The 15,725-nt window shown below is 48.0% G+C and carries 20 protein-coding genes; all 20 read right to left on the reverse strand.

The window, feature by feature from the left end; all coding sequences use genetic code 11:
- Positions 1-70: 70 nt before the first annotated feature.
- A complete protein-coding gene (locus tag CAG58_RS03595; RefSeq protein WP_161425326.1) occupies positions 71-775 on the reverse strand; it encodes a phage tail assembly protein in 705 nt (234 codons plus the stop codon).
- A gap of 58 nt (positions 776-833) precedes the next feature.
- Positions 834-1,319, reverse strand: a complete 486-nt coding sequence (locus CAG58_RS03600; protein WP_161425325.1) for a phage major tail tube protein — start codon at positions 1,317-1,319, stop codon at positions 834-836.
- Complete coding sequence (locus tag CAG58_RS03605) at positions 1,312-2,481, reverse strand: phage tail protein (RefSeq protein WP_161425324.1); 1,170 nt, start codon at positions 2,479-2,481, stop codon at positions 1,312-1,314. Before CAG58_RS03605 ends, CAG58_RS03600 begins: the two co-directional genes overlap by 8 nt.
- Positions 2,481-2,675, reverse strand: coding sequence for a hypothetical protein (locus CAG58_RS03610; RefSeq protein WP_161425323.1), 195 nt, complete (start codon positions 2,673-2,675; stop codon positions 2,481-2,483). The genes CAG58_RS03605 and CAG58_RS03610 overlap by 1 nt, the downstream gene beginning before the upstream one ends.
- Before the next feature lie 41 nt (positions 2,676-2,716).
- Positions 2,717-3,004, reverse strand: coding sequence for a hypothetical protein (locus tag CAG58_RS03615; protein WP_161425322.1), 288 nt, complete (start codon positions 3,002-3,004; stop codon positions 2,717-2,719).
- Positions 3,005-3,073: 69 nt separating this feature from the next.
- Positions 3,074-4,330: an SUMF1/EgtB/PvdO family nonheme iron enzyme gene (locus CAG58_RS03620; RefSeq protein ID WP_161425321.1), complete on the reverse strand. Its 1,257-nt coding sequence runs from the start codon at positions 4,328-4,330 to the stop codon at positions 3,074-3,076.
- Positions 4,323-4,880 (reverse strand): phage tail protein, encoded by a 558-nt coding sequence (locus CAG58_RS03625; RefSeq protein WP_161425320.1) that lies wholly within the window; start codon positions 4,878-4,880, stop codon positions 4,323-4,325. The genes CAG58_RS03620 and CAG58_RS03625 overlap by 8 nt, the downstream gene beginning before the upstream one ends.
- On the reverse strand, positions 4,877-5,620 hold the full coding sequence (locus CAG58_RS03630) for a phage tail protein (protein WP_161425319.1): 744 nt from the start codon (positions 5,618-5,620) through the stop codon (positions 4,877-4,879). The genes CAG58_RS03625 and CAG58_RS03630 overlap by 4 nt, the downstream gene beginning before the upstream one ends.
- Positions 5,604-6,587: a baseplate J/gp47 family protein gene (locus tag CAG58_RS03635; RefSeq protein ID WP_161425318.1), complete on the reverse strand. Its 984-nt coding sequence runs from the start codon at positions 6,585-6,587 to the stop codon at positions 5,604-5,606. Before CAG58_RS03635 ends, CAG58_RS03630 begins: the two co-directional genes overlap by 17 nt.
- Entirely contained in the window at positions 6,584-6,928 is a 345-nt protein-coding gene (locus tag CAG58_RS03640; protein ID WP_161425317.1) for a phage baseplate protein, read from the reverse strand. The genes CAG58_RS03635 and CAG58_RS03640 overlap by 4 nt, the downstream gene beginning before the upstream one ends.
- A complete protein-coding gene (locus tag CAG58_RS03645) occupies positions 6,925-7,623 on the reverse strand; it encodes a phage baseplate assembly protein V (RefSeq protein ID WP_161425316.1) in 699 nt (232 codons plus the stop codon). Before CAG58_RS03645 ends, CAG58_RS03640 begins: the two co-directional genes overlap by 4 nt.
- The gene (locus CAG58_RS03650; RefSeq protein WP_161425315.1) at positions 7,586-8,089 is read right to left on the reverse strand and encodes a hypothetical protein; all 504 of its coding nucleotides are present in this window, start codon (positions 8,087-8,089) and stop codon (positions 7,586-7,588) included. The genes CAG58_RS03645 and CAG58_RS03650 overlap by 38 nt, the downstream gene beginning before the upstream one ends.
- The gene (locus CAG58_RS03655) at positions 8,055-8,582 is read right to left on the reverse strand and encodes a phage tail protein (protein WP_161425314.1); all 528 of its coding nucleotides are present in this window, start codon (positions 8,580-8,582) and stop codon (positions 8,055-8,057) included. Before CAG58_RS03655 ends, CAG58_RS03650 begins: the two co-directional genes overlap by 35 nt.
- Positions 8,560-8,820, reverse strand: a complete 261-nt coding sequence (locus CAG58_RS03660; RefSeq protein ID WP_237665973.1) for a hypothetical protein — start codon at positions 8,818-8,820, stop codon at positions 8,560-8,562. The genes CAG58_RS03655 and CAG58_RS03660 overlap by 23 nt, the downstream gene beginning before the upstream one ends.
- 74 nt (positions 8,821-8,894) lie before the next feature.
- Positions 8,895-9,227: a capsid cement protein gene (locus CAG58_RS03665; protein WP_161425312.1), complete on the reverse strand. Its 333-nt coding sequence runs from the start codon at positions 9,225-9,227 to the stop codon at positions 8,895-8,897.
- Positions 9,228-9,298: 71 nt separating this feature from the next.
- Positions 9,299-11,335, reverse strand: coding sequence for a ClpP-like prohead protease/major capsid protein fusion protein (locus CAG58_RS03670; protein ID WP_161425311.1), 2,037 nt, complete (start codon positions 11,333-11,335; stop codon positions 9,299-9,301).
- Positions 11,328-12,827 (reverse strand): phage portal protein, encoded by a 1,500-nt coding sequence (locus CAG58_RS03675; protein WP_161425310.1) that lies wholly within the window; start codon positions 12,825-12,827, stop codon positions 11,328-11,330. Before CAG58_RS03675 ends, CAG58_RS03670 begins: the two co-directional genes overlap by 8 nt.
- Positions 12,820-13,038 (reverse strand): hypothetical protein, encoded by a 219-nt coding sequence (locus tag CAG58_RS03680; RefSeq protein ID WP_161425309.1) that lies wholly within the window; start codon positions 13,036-13,038, stop codon positions 12,820-12,822. Before CAG58_RS03680 ends, CAG58_RS03675 begins: the two co-directional genes overlap by 8 nt.
- Positions 13,035-15,122 carry a terminase gpA endonuclease subunit gene (locus CAG58_RS03685; protein WP_161425308.1) on the reverse strand — a complete coding sequence of 696 codons (2,088 nt, stop codon included), beginning with the start codon at positions 15,120-15,122 and terminating at the stop codon, positions 13,035-13,037. Before CAG58_RS03685 ends, CAG58_RS03680 begins: the two co-directional genes overlap by 4 nt.
- Positions 15,103-15,573, reverse strand: coding sequence for a hypothetical protein (locus CAG58_RS03690; RefSeq protein ID WP_161425307.1), 471 nt, complete (start codon positions 15,571-15,573; stop codon positions 15,103-15,105). The genes CAG58_RS03685 and CAG58_RS03690 overlap by 20 nt, the downstream gene beginning before the upstream one ends.
- Between the last annotated feature and the right edge of the window lie 152 nt (positions 15,574-15,725).

Here is a 15,725-nt window from a genome sequence, read left to right on the forward strand (position 1 = left end):
ACCGCAACATCTTGGCTCCACTGAAGAAGCTCAGACTCAGACGTATTGCGATGCATTGGAACGAGATCGATCAGAGATTCAACATCCCGGGACGAAAGAATGCCGCCGATTGTTGAAAAAAAGCGCCCACCTGCGGTTTTAGCGCTAAGTAGTCATTAAGCGAAAGGTACTTAAAGTCTTCTTTCTGTAAGCCAGTGACGACACGAAACATGAAGTCTTCACGCTCTTCATCGTCTTCAATATCTGCCAATGCTTGAGAGTGGGCCACTTTGGGCACTTGGAACTTGATTCGAGTAAACTTCTCGCCCGCTTCGTTCTCAAACGGTTCAAGCAAGTCAAACTCAAAGCTAGAGCCGCTAAGTTTTTCGCCTTTCAGTTCATCACTAGGCTTAAGAATGATGTCTACAATATCTTCATAGAGTTGAATAAAATCAGGCGCATGAAGCGTGTTAAATTTAGCTTCAGTAATATCCGCACAGAGTAAGATGAGTGCTTTTCGTTGCTCAAACTCCTGCTTTGCAGACATTGAAGATAACTTAATGTGCGGTAATGCTTTAAATCCGGCGGTTGAGATAGTTTTAAGTTGCACGGTTCTAAGTGCGTCCGCTTCTTTTTGGGCGCGGTCTATCTCGTTTTGCAGGGCTTCAATTTCACTTTCGCTGTCATCGGTTGTGATCTGCTTTAGCTGCTTTCGAAACTCGATTAGCTTTGCTTCTAGGGCCTTGCTTTGCTCTGCGTTTGCGGTGAAAAACTTAAGAATACTGATTTTTTTCATTGTGATGCTCCAAAAAAAGACCTCTCACAATGGAGAGGCCTCATTAGTTATTTGAGGATTAAATTCCCGCTAGACTCATCAAGTCAGCGCCGCCAACGATGGTTTGTCCGGTATCAATATTGATATCGTGAACCACGGTACCAGTGTCAGTGAGCTTATAAGCTTTGCAGGTACCTTCAATGGTTACCGTTGGCTTTTCGCCCATTTTGGCCGGTTCTTTCTTGATGTTGGTGATCGGTCCATACAATGAAAACTCTTCTTTGTATTTCACACCATCGGTATGCTTGCCTTGCTCAGTAATGTTGACCTGAGCGTTATCCATAAAGAACTTGCCCAGCGCATTTTGTAGAGCGCGGTGATCGCCGTGGACTTTTAACGTCCACTTGAGCGCTTCAAAGCCAACAACATCTTCAGACATCACAAAGCTACCTTCGTTATTGGCAACTTTACTTTTAATGTCAGGCGGGGTGAAATCAACGATTTCATTCATGAGCGGCACAGATTCAACCAGTGCCGTCAGTCGCATGCGAATACGATCAGCCATTAACGACCTCCTCTAGCCATGCTTCAATTAAGCCATTATCAACGCTCATCTCGTACACCATGTGCTCATTCGGAGAGTAGCGACCGTAGTTAACGCACAAGAACCAGCGCCCTGAGGTGTAATTCTCAAGATTGTTCTTGTCAGGATGAAGAAACGCTTTGAACACCGGAATGACTTCTTGAGCGACTAGGTTTTGTCCCCAGTTCGTTAGTCGGTCAATCACTTGAGTCATAAAGGCTTCGGTAAGTTGCTTGCCCATTAGGGGTTGGCTTGTTTCTTCGAGCTTGCGCGCCATAAGATCTTCCAGACCTACGTGACTGATAAATCGCCCAGTGTTGGTTCGGTTGCCGATGATTGAATAGCCGCCCATGCGTGTGCGTGCAATCGTCACCACGCCGTGCTTATTCAAAAAGTTGGCTTGCGTCGTTTTATCGTTGATTTTGTAAGTCACGTTGCGTGATGTTTCATCACACAGCACCGCGCGGTTTTGTGGGCTCTCATAGCCCTCGACTGATGCCATAGCAGCAACCAGAGCAATGGAGGCGGGCATTAACACCTGAGCGCCATCGTAAGTTTTTAAGAACCAAGGGTCGATAATACAAAGCTTATCTTCACCGGTCCCCTCTGCGCCAAATTCGGCAGCAAATTCAGCAGCGGCCATATCGTTGGTATTTGGGCCATCAAGGACGGGGCGGCAGCGCACATCGCGACCAATAAGCGCCAACGCTTGACCGAGTGCTTTTGAGTTAAAGCCGGGGGCAGCAATGATAGTGGGCGTTTCAGCGCATGCTTTGATGGTTTGCAAGCCAGTGACTGCGCCCGTTGTGCTATCAATACCGCCGATCACATTGGCTTCCGTAGCGGCAACAACGCCAGTATCTTCGACAACAGTAACGTAAACGATACACTTAACATACTCGAGTAAATAGCGCACCAAGTTGGGCAGCGTACCCGCTCGCTCACCTGTGCTATCGAGCATCATCATAGCGTGCGAGTAGTTCCAAAGCCGCGTTGCTTCGTTATAAGCAATGGCTGCGTTCTTGTTTGGCGCGGTGCCGGTTAAATGAACCACCTGCAGCGCAAGCGGCCCCATGCTCGGTAATGGCTCAATCGTTTTGACTTCAACGCCATTGAGTTCAAAGTCATTGATCGGTGAAAGCATTATTTGCCCTCTTTTTTAGCGTCATTCGCTTTGATTGCGGGTTTGCCCACTTTGCCATTGAGCAGCAGCATCGCGGCCTGTGATGGTAAAAGCGGAATGGTTTTGTTGCCTTCAGGATGAACCCATACCCCGTTCAGTCGAAAGGGTTGCAGCACTACGTAATCCTGTGCAATGGGCTTTTGCGGTTTTGCCATTGGCTAGCTCCAATAAAAAACCCGCCGTGGCGGGTTTGTTGTTATTGCGGAATTGGAAACCTTACTTTGATTTCGCTAACTTTATCCATCCAAGCCTGTTTGTAGATATCAGACTCGGGGTTTTTGCTCTCAAGCTCAAATTGCCACTCAATATAAAGCGGATCGCTTTCGCGCTTGTAAGCTTGTTGACGCAACTCTACGTTCTGCTGTGCTTCGTACTGCTGCTGAGATAAAACAGATTCAATCTGCTCCGCATCCATGCCAATGCTAAGCATGAATTCGCGACTTGTATCTGTGTATGTCTCGCCTTTGAAAATGTAGTTAAACATTTCGCCTCCGGAATTTCTTAGTTATGAAAAATCGCACTATCGTGCGCTGTTCAAAGATTCAGTGATCAATTACGCAAAGAACGAGGGGCGAAAACCAAGTGTGCTGAGCGAGTTCGAACGATTATATTGCAAGTAGAGCGCTCCCAGACCAGCCCGCGATCCATCGAACCAACCACCTCCACGACGCGGAAATCGTTCACCATAATTTCGAACCCAGATACCGCCACTCAGAGCGTTAGATACTTCGGATTCAATTAATAATCGACGCAAAAGCTCAATTTTTTGATATGTCGTAAATTTAGTAATACCCGCCCAATTGGACGAACTCATATGTGGATAATCATGACTATCATCATCAAGAGGACCATTTCGCTTCGTGATTGAGTTACTTAAAATCGGGGATCCAATATCACCAGTTCCGCTCATACTGTCGCTTGGAGAGTCGAAATAAGCACCGTGTTTATGCCAGTTCACTTCCGCAATTGACGGATTATTATCAAGAGTTGTGATGATTTGCCCGTTTTTGAGCATCATTTGATCAAGCCATTCCCACACGTTGCCGACCAAATCTTGTACACCCCAAACACTATGATCATGCGCCCAGGCTATGGGGCCTTTACCTGTATCTGTTCTGGCTGCACCGCTTGCATCACCTGGAGTTCCGTTGTCGACACGACGCGCTGTTTCAAGTCGATTTTCATGTGATCGACCGAAGTTTGTGTTACCTCGTGGCACCGTGTCATTAGCGAGCGACCATAGCGCAATAGCTGCCCACTCGTGGATAGACATCATGTGCCACCCCGCACCCTTGTTTTCGCAAAGTGCTTTGGCGGCATCGTAATCCACAGATGTACGAGGCTGAACACCGCCAACCACCGAGCAACCGCCGTTTTTGCCAGATGACGCGAGGTATTTAGCAATCAGCACTTCGCCGCGTGGGTTGCCATTGGTTAAAAACATGGTTGGCGTGCCTTCGCCAAGATTAAGATCAATACCGTGCTTGGCAAGAATGGCCGCATTAATATCCTGATAATTAAATCGAGGGATGCGAACCATAATGTTCGGATTGCCTTGATCGTCAACAAGGATAGTATTGCGTCCGCCGGATGCGTCCTCGATGGCTTTTTTGTGGCCTTCGATTGCGTGAGCTGTTAGCTCTGTTACGCTTTGGTTGAATTTTGATTCAGCGCGTGCGATTGCCGTGCTTGATGCATGCTCAACTTTTTTGACGGCGTCATTGTGATACGCCGCTATTTCTTGCGACGCTGCTGTCTGTTGTTGTGTAGCTTTCTTGAGTTCTTGCAGCTCGGTGAGAATATCAGCCATTGCTTAGCTCCATTTTTTGCACTTGCTCGCTTAGCTTTAGGTGAGCGAACAGTTGCTTAGTTTGTGTTAATTCAGAGCGACAAAATGCAACTGCATCGCTCATCATTTGCGTGTCGATTAAAATGTTTAAGTTTTCTATGCCAACGACGACTTCGACAGAGCTGGACGGCAAAACAGAGAGATCAAGCGTAAAGATCTGTATGAGAGATGTTGTTGCAGTCTTGTAGTTGAGTATTTTGTTCGGCACAGAAATAACGCCAAGCAGCGTTCCTGTATCTAGCCAAAAGCCGATCTCTCTTACTGCATACTCGTTTCCGCTCTCAACTTTTGCTGTCATTTTTAGCGCTGAAGTTCCAACATCAACGTATTCGGAGATTGTGGCTCTATCGATTTCATTCTGTAATCGGCGCTGATTAACGCTTGGCGTGTATGCTCGGTCGCCAAAGGATATCCATTTGATCCTGCCTTTCATTCCCTGCTCTTTCGCACTAATAAGCTCGGATAGCCCATGCGCCGTTATAGTTACTGCGTAACCCTCGTTCGTACTCATAGTTTGGCTCTTGCGTTGTATTGTTTGACTGATAGCGACTTGCCAATTGCGCTCTGCCGAACCGCAATACGGGCTGACGCACTGTATTGCTGAATTTCTGCCGTAGCGCTGATCGAAGATAGTGACACCGAGTGCCCCGCCATTGATGCATGACAAGAGCCGAAAGCCTCAGGCTGAGGCATTGCCTGCATTCGACCTGAGATTCCTGTAATCCCGATGCTTCTAGGGGCTGCCGATTTAGCTTGCAGCGAGACAAAGGTCGCAAATGTCATCGCAACTTCAATCGTGTCTCTTTCTGACTTATATGCGTTAATTCTGCTTACGAGCCGCGCTATTTTTTTCTCATCGACAACATCGCTAGGTTCTCGCCAAGCGAGAATTTCAACGTGGTAAGGGATTGGATCTTTGAGCTTGTGTCCAGCTTGAATATCCGCATCATAACCAACGGCTCGGACTGCAGAAACAAGACCGGCTCTTGTGCCTGCCTTGCTGTGTATTTCAAAGGCTTTATCCACCGTCCTGCGCTGATGTAATTCCGTGTCAACGGGCTGCCAATCCGCAACTCCGCGCTCACTGGCCAATAAGACAACAAATTCATCTGGTGTGAGCATCGGGTTTTTTAGATCGGGGTACGGGCTGGTTGACTGTTTAAGTATCCTGTCCCATGCGTATTCCAATGATTCTTCGATGAGGGTTCGGTTGTCTGGCTGTACACTAATGAACTCATTCGGCTCTGACATCAATGGTCACCTCAGTGCAATGTGGCGCTTCATCCCAGTTGCAGATGACATCACCCACTGGCTCCAACACTTTCACGCGCTTAACACCCAGCTTATAGAACTCATGCCCTATTTCTTCAACATCGATCATTGACCCTAGTCGGTGTTTACGCTCAACAAACACATCAGCAGCTTTGCGGGCATCCGAATGAGCAATGTGATTATTAGGATCTGCCCCGGTATAAAGAACTACATTGATTTTGTAAGGCTTAAGCCTTGCGGCCTTGGTCGTGATTTCATCACTTTCTTGAGCAATATCATCGCGATTTAAATACTTGCTAGCCCGCTCAAGTAGAGCGGCGCTCGGAACGCCATTGGGCGTCTCTCGGCTCAAAATAGCAACGGTCACTTTGCCCGAATTCGGCTCCGTCATTCTGGCTTGCGCATCTTTTACAAGAGCGGGTTGAGCGGTCTTGGGGAATTCGTAACGCACAACTACAGCATCGGTGTCAGACTCAATCTTGATCATCGGCCTTTCGTCTAAAGTTAATGCGTGGAAGCGATAACCGGACCGTGTTCCCGTGGTGTGAAACTGATAAGGCGCTAAATCGAACCGTCTTAAGAGATCGTCATTAGACTCAAGTACTGCAGGTTTGGGCGGAAAAACTGACGTATCAGCGGGTTGTAAAACTTGGCGCTTCAAGTTGTACTGCAGCGCCAACAAATCCACCATGTCGCTCTCTGTCACGAACTTACGAAACATCTGCAACGCCCAATAGTTTTTCTCGCGTGTATCGGCAATGTACTTCAATACTAACGCCTGCAAGACTTGCGCTAACAATTCACCGTCGTTGGTTAGCGCCTCTTGCAAATAAACGGCTTTTTCTTTATCACTAGCCGCGCAATGTTCAACTGCGAAATTAATGTATTCGTTAAGCAGCGTCTCAAAATCTGGCTCTTGAAATGCTTTAGGGCGATTATCTGTCATATCGTCACACTCGTTCGAATAGCTTCACCGTTCCACTTACCTATCACGCTCACGGCCAAGCCACTTGCAGTCGGTGTGGCTTGGCACTGCTCCACTGTTAATCCAGTAAGTTGATTATTAGCGTTGGTTAGCGCCTCGATGGAGAGGTTTTGCACAATCAGCGCTTCGGATGGGTTCTGGTTTTTTCCTAATCGGTTAATCGCTCGATTGCCGATATTTCTGCGCTTTACGCGGGAGCCAACTTGAGTCGTTAACACGCGCTTAATCCGACAGCTAAGCGCATCGAGCCCCGTTAATGTTCGCCCTGTCTCTTGATCGATAGCTAGGATATGCTTAATCATGATTTAGCCTCGCTGGTATTGCCGCCTTTTGAATCAACGTGGTAATGCAGCTTCACGCTATAGCCATCGACAATGACATCGCCGTCAGAAACCTCCATTGAGCCAGCGAATGTTGCCGCGCCTCCGCCCGCTCCGCCAGATACAGCAAACGCACCCTGGTGATTAAAGGCTCCGGTATTAATTAAGTTACCTGTGAAAATGCTATCGCCAGTGCGGTTCGTGTTGCCCGTGTGCTCTTGGTTGCCGACATGGGTTAAATCTGCATTTAAGAACATTCCGCCGGGGTAATGACAAGTGATCGAGCCGTTATCAAGGTTATACAGCTCGGTCATGCCACCGCCGTAATCCGTCATGACTTCGTTTTCTTCCAGCGTAGGGAAAGGAAATTGGTTAGAGCGTAAGCCCATTAGTGACACTGCATTATTTAAGTTATCACCGTCACCGATGTTAATTAAAATGCACTGCTCGCCGACCGTTGGGCGTCGGTAATGACGCACTCGCCCCGCGGCAGGCACAAAAAAAGGCACGTTCTTGGCGAGATTCGTACCTGTTTTAACATTGACCGACCGCTCATGAGCGCTTTCAACGACTCCAAGACGAATGATATTGGCTAATCGGCGGTTGGTTTCGGCTAGCTCTTCACGTACTGCGCGTAGCTCATTCTCCAACGCAAGAATGCGCTTGATTGCATTCATTGGTGTTTACTCCCACAAGCTCGGCATGTTCTTCATCGATAGGACCCATGCGAATTCTTTGTCGCATGGTCACAACGCGAGAAAACACACCGTGATCAGGCTGAAAGCGATTAGGGAGGTTCGAAACCACAATAGCCTCATCCGTATCATCAAATGCAATGACTCGGCTTGATAATTCTCGGTCCAATCGCGTTGAGGCATCGAGCGCTTCGAGATCAAAATCATCAATCGATGTCGGAACTTCAATCAGAAATCTCAGCTCAATATCATGCGCGTTTCGACCATCGTTCGCGTAGCCCAAAACTGGCTCAGCCTCGCCAACCAAATAGCTGATCCGCGTTTCGGATAGCTCAGTTTGGCTACGTGTATAAGTTGATTTAATCGTAACATTGAGAGCGCTTTCTAAGTGCTCAATGACTAATTTCACCCAATCACGCGGCGAGCGAAAGAACGTGTTTGAATTCACGATGGAAAAACTCCTCAAACTTACGATTAATATCGGGCAGATAGTTGTTCACAATGGATTCAGCATCGTCTGAAATATCCACAGTCACGAGCTCAATGCTTTTTCTTTGCTTACTAGTTCTGCGAAATACAAGCGCCTCATCGCTGTTCATTGATGAGATAAACGCTCCTTCATAGAACTCGCTGCCCACCCGCACGCCAAGCTTATTTTGAATGGGCTTACCCGTGCGATGCACGCCAATTTCATTCACACCGATCCAAAGCTTCGAAATGCGGCCTTTTTTGTATTGACGGAATCGAGATCGCAATGCTTTGTTGTCAATTTTCAACTCGTAACCAAGTTCAGCCATGCTAACGGCTCTTAACCAGCGATTCGTTAGCGCTGCCGCCCGTTGAACTGCCTTGGGGATCTCATCTTTGAAAGCTTCGTACTTCTGGATAAACTCAGTGTCCATCAACAAGCGATTGTTGTTAGTTATACTCTGACCAGCCATCTTTGCGCGCTCCACTCCCCATCTTCACCATCGCATATTCAAGGGTGATCTGGCTGTCGGTTCCGGTCGATTTAACAGGCTGCTCATAAACCAGCATGAACCGCTCTTGATCATAAATCGTTGAACATTGCTCTGGCAGGCTATCAGCAGTAAAGAGCCGATAAACAGTAAGCTCCCCTCGCTTAGCGCGGCGAATGTAACCATTTATCTCTCGCTGATTGCCTTCTTTTGTCGTCACAAGAATGGAATGCCCAAAGCAATCTGCGATAGATGCCCGGAGTAAACTCCGAGCATGGTTAAATGGACTGCTCATCAGGCAACAAACTCAGTGATCACTGCGCCCGTCAACAGCACGCCGCCATCGACAAACACGCCAACTGGCTGCGCGACTGCGTCTTTTTTCGTGGGCTTAGTCTTAGTGAATTCGCCCGCGTCAAAATAAGCCGCATCACATTTAAATGTCGGGATATCCCCAGCTTTTATCGGTCCATCAAAGTGACCATCAATATGACATGTCACCACTTCACCTGCCTTAATGGTTTGCGTTGGTACAACCAACAAACTGCCTACTAAACAAGGAATATCTTTTTTAAAGCCGCCCGTTGGGGCGATCACTGCAATTTTTTTACCGTCGCTATAGCGCATCGTTATCACCAATTTCATCTATATAAACAAAAGGGCGAGACGTGCTCACCCTTGGTTTGATTGTTGCCAGCTTACTTAAAGGTTGCTTTGGCAATGCCGCGGCGATCGATCACTTTAGAGGAAATATCGTAAGTAATCCGGAATTTCGCACCATCGCTGGTCCAGCCGTCACCCGTTTCTAACCACGGATCTTGCTGCCCGTCCAAAAAGCCCATCACAATCGAATCAAAATCTTTCGATGTCAGAGCAATAGCGCCGTTGATACCTGTTAAGCGCGCGGTTTCAATGACTTTTTTGAACTTCTTGTAAGCTGGGTTAAAGCTGTCCGGCTTGCTTGCAGTATTCAATACCGCTTCAAGCATGGAGGCGTGATCGGGATGAGCCATTAGAATTTCACCGCGAAGATCTAGCGCATCACCGCCGCCATCTTTATCACCACTAAACGGCACACTAGTCGCAGTGGCAAACACTTTATGCAGCGCCATGATCAGCGCGGCATAATCGCCAGCGGGGATGTTTTCAACAAGGTTCCCCCACTTATCAGCGCTTGGCGCTGCTTGGAATACTGATTTGCCATCGCCCATTTTGCCGCTAAGAATCGCGTTAAACATCAGCTTGTCCGATAGGCGGTAGCCTGCTTGCATAAACTTGCGTGGCACTTTGGCGATCAAGCCGATTTCGTCATTGATGATGGCTTGGCGAGTAAACTGAATCGCACGACCAAACGTTGCTAGCTGAATACGCTCACCGCTACCTTTCAGGATTGCTGATTTGTACTCGCCATCTTCGCCAACGGCCATCAGATCAGGCGCATCGTTCACCATCACTAATTCGGTTTCACGAAAATCGCTGAGGTTTTCCACGTTCGCCAGCTCTCGCCAAAGCGGTGCGCGAACTTTGGTTTCATCGCGCATTACCGTGCGAATACTTTCAGTAATAATGTCGCCAAAATCACCACTGTTAAACGCTCGGTTGACTAACTCGTTCTTAGTTAAGCCAGTACCTGCGTTCACGCCGATACTAAACCGTGCCATATTTAGCAGCGACTCGTGTGCAAACGAGTTTTTCTGATCCAGATCTTCAACGCCTGCGCGCGCATTTAGCGCATTTTGCAGCTCAGCTTTGACGTGATCGCCATTGCCAACACGCATATGCATGGCTGTTAAGTTGGCATCTGGTTTTCGTTGACCTGTTGCGCTTTGATCGCCGAGGTTTTCTAAAATCTTAGCTGACGCCTTATCGAGCGAGCATTCAATGTCACTCAACATTTGGTTGGTCAGCTCATCGCTTACTTTGTGCAGAGCGCATAACGCGCGAATATCAGCTTGACGCTTGTTTTCGGCTTTTACTGCGTTTTGCAGCTCTTCTGGTGTTAATGGTTTCGGCATGTCGCTTACCTGTTCACTGGTTGAATGATTGGTTGGCGTGCTTGGTTCTGGCTCGCTTGGTGCTTCATTGGACTGCTCAGGAGGCAGCGCATTGAGCAAGGATTCAGGCACATTTTTAAATTTTGCGATGTCTTTCGCATCGTCTTCGGTAAAGCAGTTGGTTAAATCAACGGGGTCGGTCACTTCATCAACCAATCCCCACTCAAGGGCTTTTTCAGCGGTGAACCACGTCTCTTTTTTCATCGCTTCGAGAAAGTCGTCCAGCGTTTTCTTGCCGCCTGATCGCTCTACGTATTCTTGAGAGATCAGCTCACGCGAGTTTTTCCACTGCTGCAGCGCTGCTTCTAGGTCATCTTCTTCACCCCACGCGCCGATCTGCGGATTGTGTATCATCATCGATGTGTTGGACGGCATTTGGCGCACATCACATGCGCTCAACACATAAGTGCCGATCGATGCGACTAACCCATCGACAACGCCGATGGTTTTGCCTTTGTGGGCTTTCAAGGCGTTGTGAATGGCAATGCCTTCGTAAACGCCACCGCCGCGAGTGTGGATATGCACTTTAATATCTTTGTTACCGATTGATTGCAGGGCAGCAACTAGATCGAGAGCAGCAATATCGTAACTGCCAATAATGCCATGGATGTAGAGCTGTGCTGGCTTATCATCGGCTTCATTTGTTAACGTGTACCAGCGTTTATCAGTGGGTTTAGGCATCGAGAACTCCCTCGCCTTTGTCGTTGGTTTTAATCTGATCAGCAGGAGCAAGATTATGAGCAGGATCAGCGGTGCTGATTATGCCCATTTCATTAAGCTGCTTGCGTTCGGCTTGAATTTCTTTGCGCGTTGCCAGTGGGTTGATGTTGCGCTCACGCTGCGCTTGACTGAGTGAGAACAAGCCAAGTCGTGAGCCTTTCTCAATCCCATCCATCTCTTTCTTAGGATCAATCCATGGCATGACAGGCGCTTGATAAATCGCGTTGTACACACTGGCTGCGTTGACGCTCGCGGGTACTTTTAGCTCGCCGCTAAGAATTGCCATAGATAGCGCGGTGCGATATTGCGGGCGCGTCCAGTTCAGCACGAACTTACGTTGCAACACGCGATAACGAGCGTAAGAATCAACCAGCTCTTGGCGATTCGATGAATAGGCACCGTCATAATTTCGTGTGACCGATGAGTTATTCACCCCAACCGCGCTGCTAACCAGCTTTTGCTGTCCGCTTCTAAACGGTGCGCTCATTGCTTCTTTACGATTCGATTCGACAACGCCAGCGTCTTCACCAGGAGCTAACTCAAATGAGTTGCCCATACCGAGGAAGATGTCACCACCGCGGGAAAAGGCATCACCAGTGTCGCCACCAAGCGTAGGATCGCGCTTAATGTAGTAAGCAAAGCGTGATGCTATCTCAGCGCTGACCATTTCAGAGTTGTCGTAGCTTTCAAGCCGAGAAATAAGATCGAGCACTGAGTGCAGTATTGATACGCCGCGGTTTTGATGTAAGCGGCGGGTAAACTTCAAGTGGCAAATAAAATCAGCGTCAACCTCAGCAAATTCAAAGCCAATTGAATCTTTTTGAATCAAGTAGCTAACCGCTTGACCAAACCGATTGCGCTTTATCCCTTCAATTAATCCACCTTCCGGCTCAGTAATGTGGCGCGGAATGTACTGCGGCTCAAAGGGCTGAATAGCAAAAGGCGTGCTGGATGGATAGGTGATTTGTGGGTGATAACCCATGTACATTCGACCAAACACTTCACCATCACGAAGCCAAGTGCGACACGCTAGCCACTCGGTTTCGCTTCGAGACGTTTCATTATCAATGTTTTGCTTCAGCGAGTGCAGCTCCCACCACTTGGCGATTGCTTGAGCAAACTCAATATGTACTTCGCCTTTATGATCGAGCGGTTGTGGCTCAACCATGATCCCATTAGGACCAACCACGTTAGCGCATAGTTCATCGAGAATGGCCGTCACGAACGGGTTGTTTTCATCGCCCTCTCTGGCTCTCTCATAAATCGCTTTAGCGCCCTTGTTCAGCTCATTCGCGGAGGTCTTTGAAAACTTACGTTTCTGCTTAGTTTTCGGGTCAACTGGCAAGGCTGCGGTATATTTGTTCAGTAGTGAGCGGTCGTATAGCCGCTTCAACCCCTTTTCGGGGTTAAAGACAGCGACAACTCGGTCGATTAGGTTTAGCGGATTACTCAAGGTAATTCCTCCTGATCATACTTCGCCTACCGCCTAGCGACTCTTGAGCGATCAAGCGGGTCAAGCGCTCTATTTCAGCCCGCACCGTTGCTAAGCTAGCCAAGGTGAGCTTTTCCCCCTCAGCAGTCGTGACTTCTTGCTGCATCAATATTTTTTGCTCTGCCGCAACGTACCATGCCAGTCGCTCTCTATTTGTCGGTAATTCAATCATCCGTAAATACTCTGTGAATGGTTATATCGGCGTTGTGGCTTGCGCTCAAATTCTGGCTTAACGTCAGCATCAACAACGTTGGGGTTGATCTGCCAAGGTGACGCCCATGCGGGTGGATTATTCCAATCAATGTCGTCACCACCCAGATAATGCATCCCCGCTTCCGCATAGGCGCACAAATCTAGGCTTTCGTTTCGAGTGTTTGCTGGGCAAACCCAGTTGCCCTTCTCGTCAATATATTCTGCGGTAAGTTCATCAAACCACGTTCGCTCAGCCCAGCCGGGCAAGTGAAAGTAACGCGAGCCGAACTCAAGGCGCGAATAGCTTGCGGTGACACGATTTTTCAGCCGGTTGGTATGCAGTAAAAGCAGCTTGATTTCACCGTGAGCGATTTTGCTACGCTTGTCGGGATAGCTCTCTTTGACCAAGTGCTCTATATCTCGGCTTGCCCCTTTGACTAAGCGGAACAAATGCGCCAAGCCTTGCAATTTAAGCCGGTTATAAAATTGGTAAGCAAAATCGGTAACCGAGGTTTGCTTACCCTCTTTTTCGCCAGCCGAGCCTCCAGAATCACATAAGGTTAAAATAGGCTTCATCACGCGACCTGATCCATCGGCAAGCGGGTAGATTTTTTTCATTACCTCATCAATCAGCAGATCCCAATCCTCGGCATAAATTGCCGGATTAATGCGATCGCCATTGCGGTTTTTGTTGGTGAGTATCTCAAAGCGATCAATCACCCAACGCTGCAGACCAAGGCCATAAACGTGAGCTTGTACAATAAAGCGTGGGTTAGCTTTACCGCCTTGTACGTCCACGGTCATGATGATAAAGCGACCATCGTTAGGAACAACACTACGTGGATGATCCAGTGCGCGCTGCATTAACTCATGCGCCCCGACTTCTAAAGCGCGAGATTGCAGGATATAAGAGCGACCCATGCGGGTGTTGATAAATGACTTTAGCGCCTCTTCATCACCACTGTCTTGATATTGAGCGTCCGCATTTAAGTAGCGATAAACTAGGTTTTCCCAGCTTGCATAAGCTGCAACAATACCTTCAAACCAAAAAGTGGCCCATTTGGATGTCCTGACCTTAGTTTCATCATCAACCACTTCACCGTGTTGAGTAATGGCCCCCTCTCGAAACCATTCACCGCTTAGGTTTTTATCCTGTTTTTGTGATTCATTGATTCTGTGAGTACAGCGCGGGCATTCTACCCATGCGGTTTTAGCGGCTTCCATCGGGTCTTTATGATCAACCCATTTTAGCGTTTCAAAATCCGGCCTAAACCACGCTTCACAATCATCGCACTGCCAGTAAAATCGACGTCTATCGCCTTGGTTGTACAGCGAGGCGATACCGCCACAAGGCTGTGCCTCATGAGGCGCAAGCTCTTCAATAGGCTTGGGGTTACGAACGATGCGACCAGGGGAAGATTCCGCCATCACCATGCCGGATGATTTCGCATTTTGAACGCGCATGAGCATGAGTTCGAATTTAGAACCCTCTTCACCAACAGAATCATCCGCCCGATCGTAGTCCGTGCAACCTGCATAGCGATAAGTTGATGCTGATAAACTGGTTTCTGTGGCTGAATCTAGCTTTAAGTTCATGCCATTTTTGAATTTCTTGGATGTAATATTGTCGTCTGATTTTCGCCCTGTCTTTAACTTTGCGATGCCCGGCGTGGCATGAAAGCAACGATCCAGATCGACCTTGCTCATGTCTGCCGCTTTTGTCTTCGTACTGTAAATCAGCAGCATATCGCCCGGAGCTTGAGTAACAGAGTAGTTAATCCAACCCTCAACCATAGCTTTGGTCTTTCCTGAACGAGCAGGCCCAACAACAATGACCGCTTCATAAATGCGACGCGCCAAACAGTCCAGCGGCTCGCGCATATAAGGCACTTGAGTTGATAAGAATTTAGTGACATCCGTGCCGTCTGAAATCCATAAGTCCTCGTCAGCGGCCTGAACAGGGGTTTTGTTCGTTGGTTGGCATAAATAAGCAAGGCTGCGACGAATTGCTTTTGCATCCGCAAACTGAACCCCAAGACGCGTGTCAAACTGATCCAAGCTCATCTGCTACTGCCTTTAAGTCGAAGTTCAATAATCGCTCTAAGTCCTCAAGCTGCTGAGGTGTTGCTGACGGAATGGAAGACTCAATTCTAGTAATGACTTTATCTTTAAAGCCTTTAACTCCAGCAATACAAACAGCAATCTCGTTTTCAAAGTCTTCTCTGGTTACGCTTTCGGCTGCATCTTTCATTAGCGCGAGCTTTTCACGTTGACCTTGCACGTACGCACGCATTTCTGCGGCAGTCTTAAACCCCATCAAATCGGGCGCATCACTTTGTTTTATTGGAGCCTGACAGAGATAAGGGACCACTTGAACCACGTCATAAAGTGGCGTTGAGCCTTTGTGTGCAATCGGTTCTATCCCGGCGTTTTTTAATTTTTTACGTATCGTTGAGCGGTGATAACCAAAGACTTCTAACTCTGACAAATTCCATAGTCGTTTTTCATTGTTCATTGCTTCCTCAAAGTTAAAAAATTGTCCCGACTCTCCGAGTGGTCACGCCCTTTTCGCCTTAGGCTGACGTTGCCATTAATGTGGGGACTTTCACCCTGACTTGCTTCTTTTTGATTCTTAACTCGCGCTTACACGTAAGGAGTAAGCGGTAA

This window comes from Vibrio sp. V31_P5A7T61, from assembly GCF_009904895.1.
Classification (GTDB): Bacteria; Pseudomonadota; Gammaproteobacteria; order Enterobacterales; family Vibrionaceae; genus Vibrio; species Vibrio metschnikovii.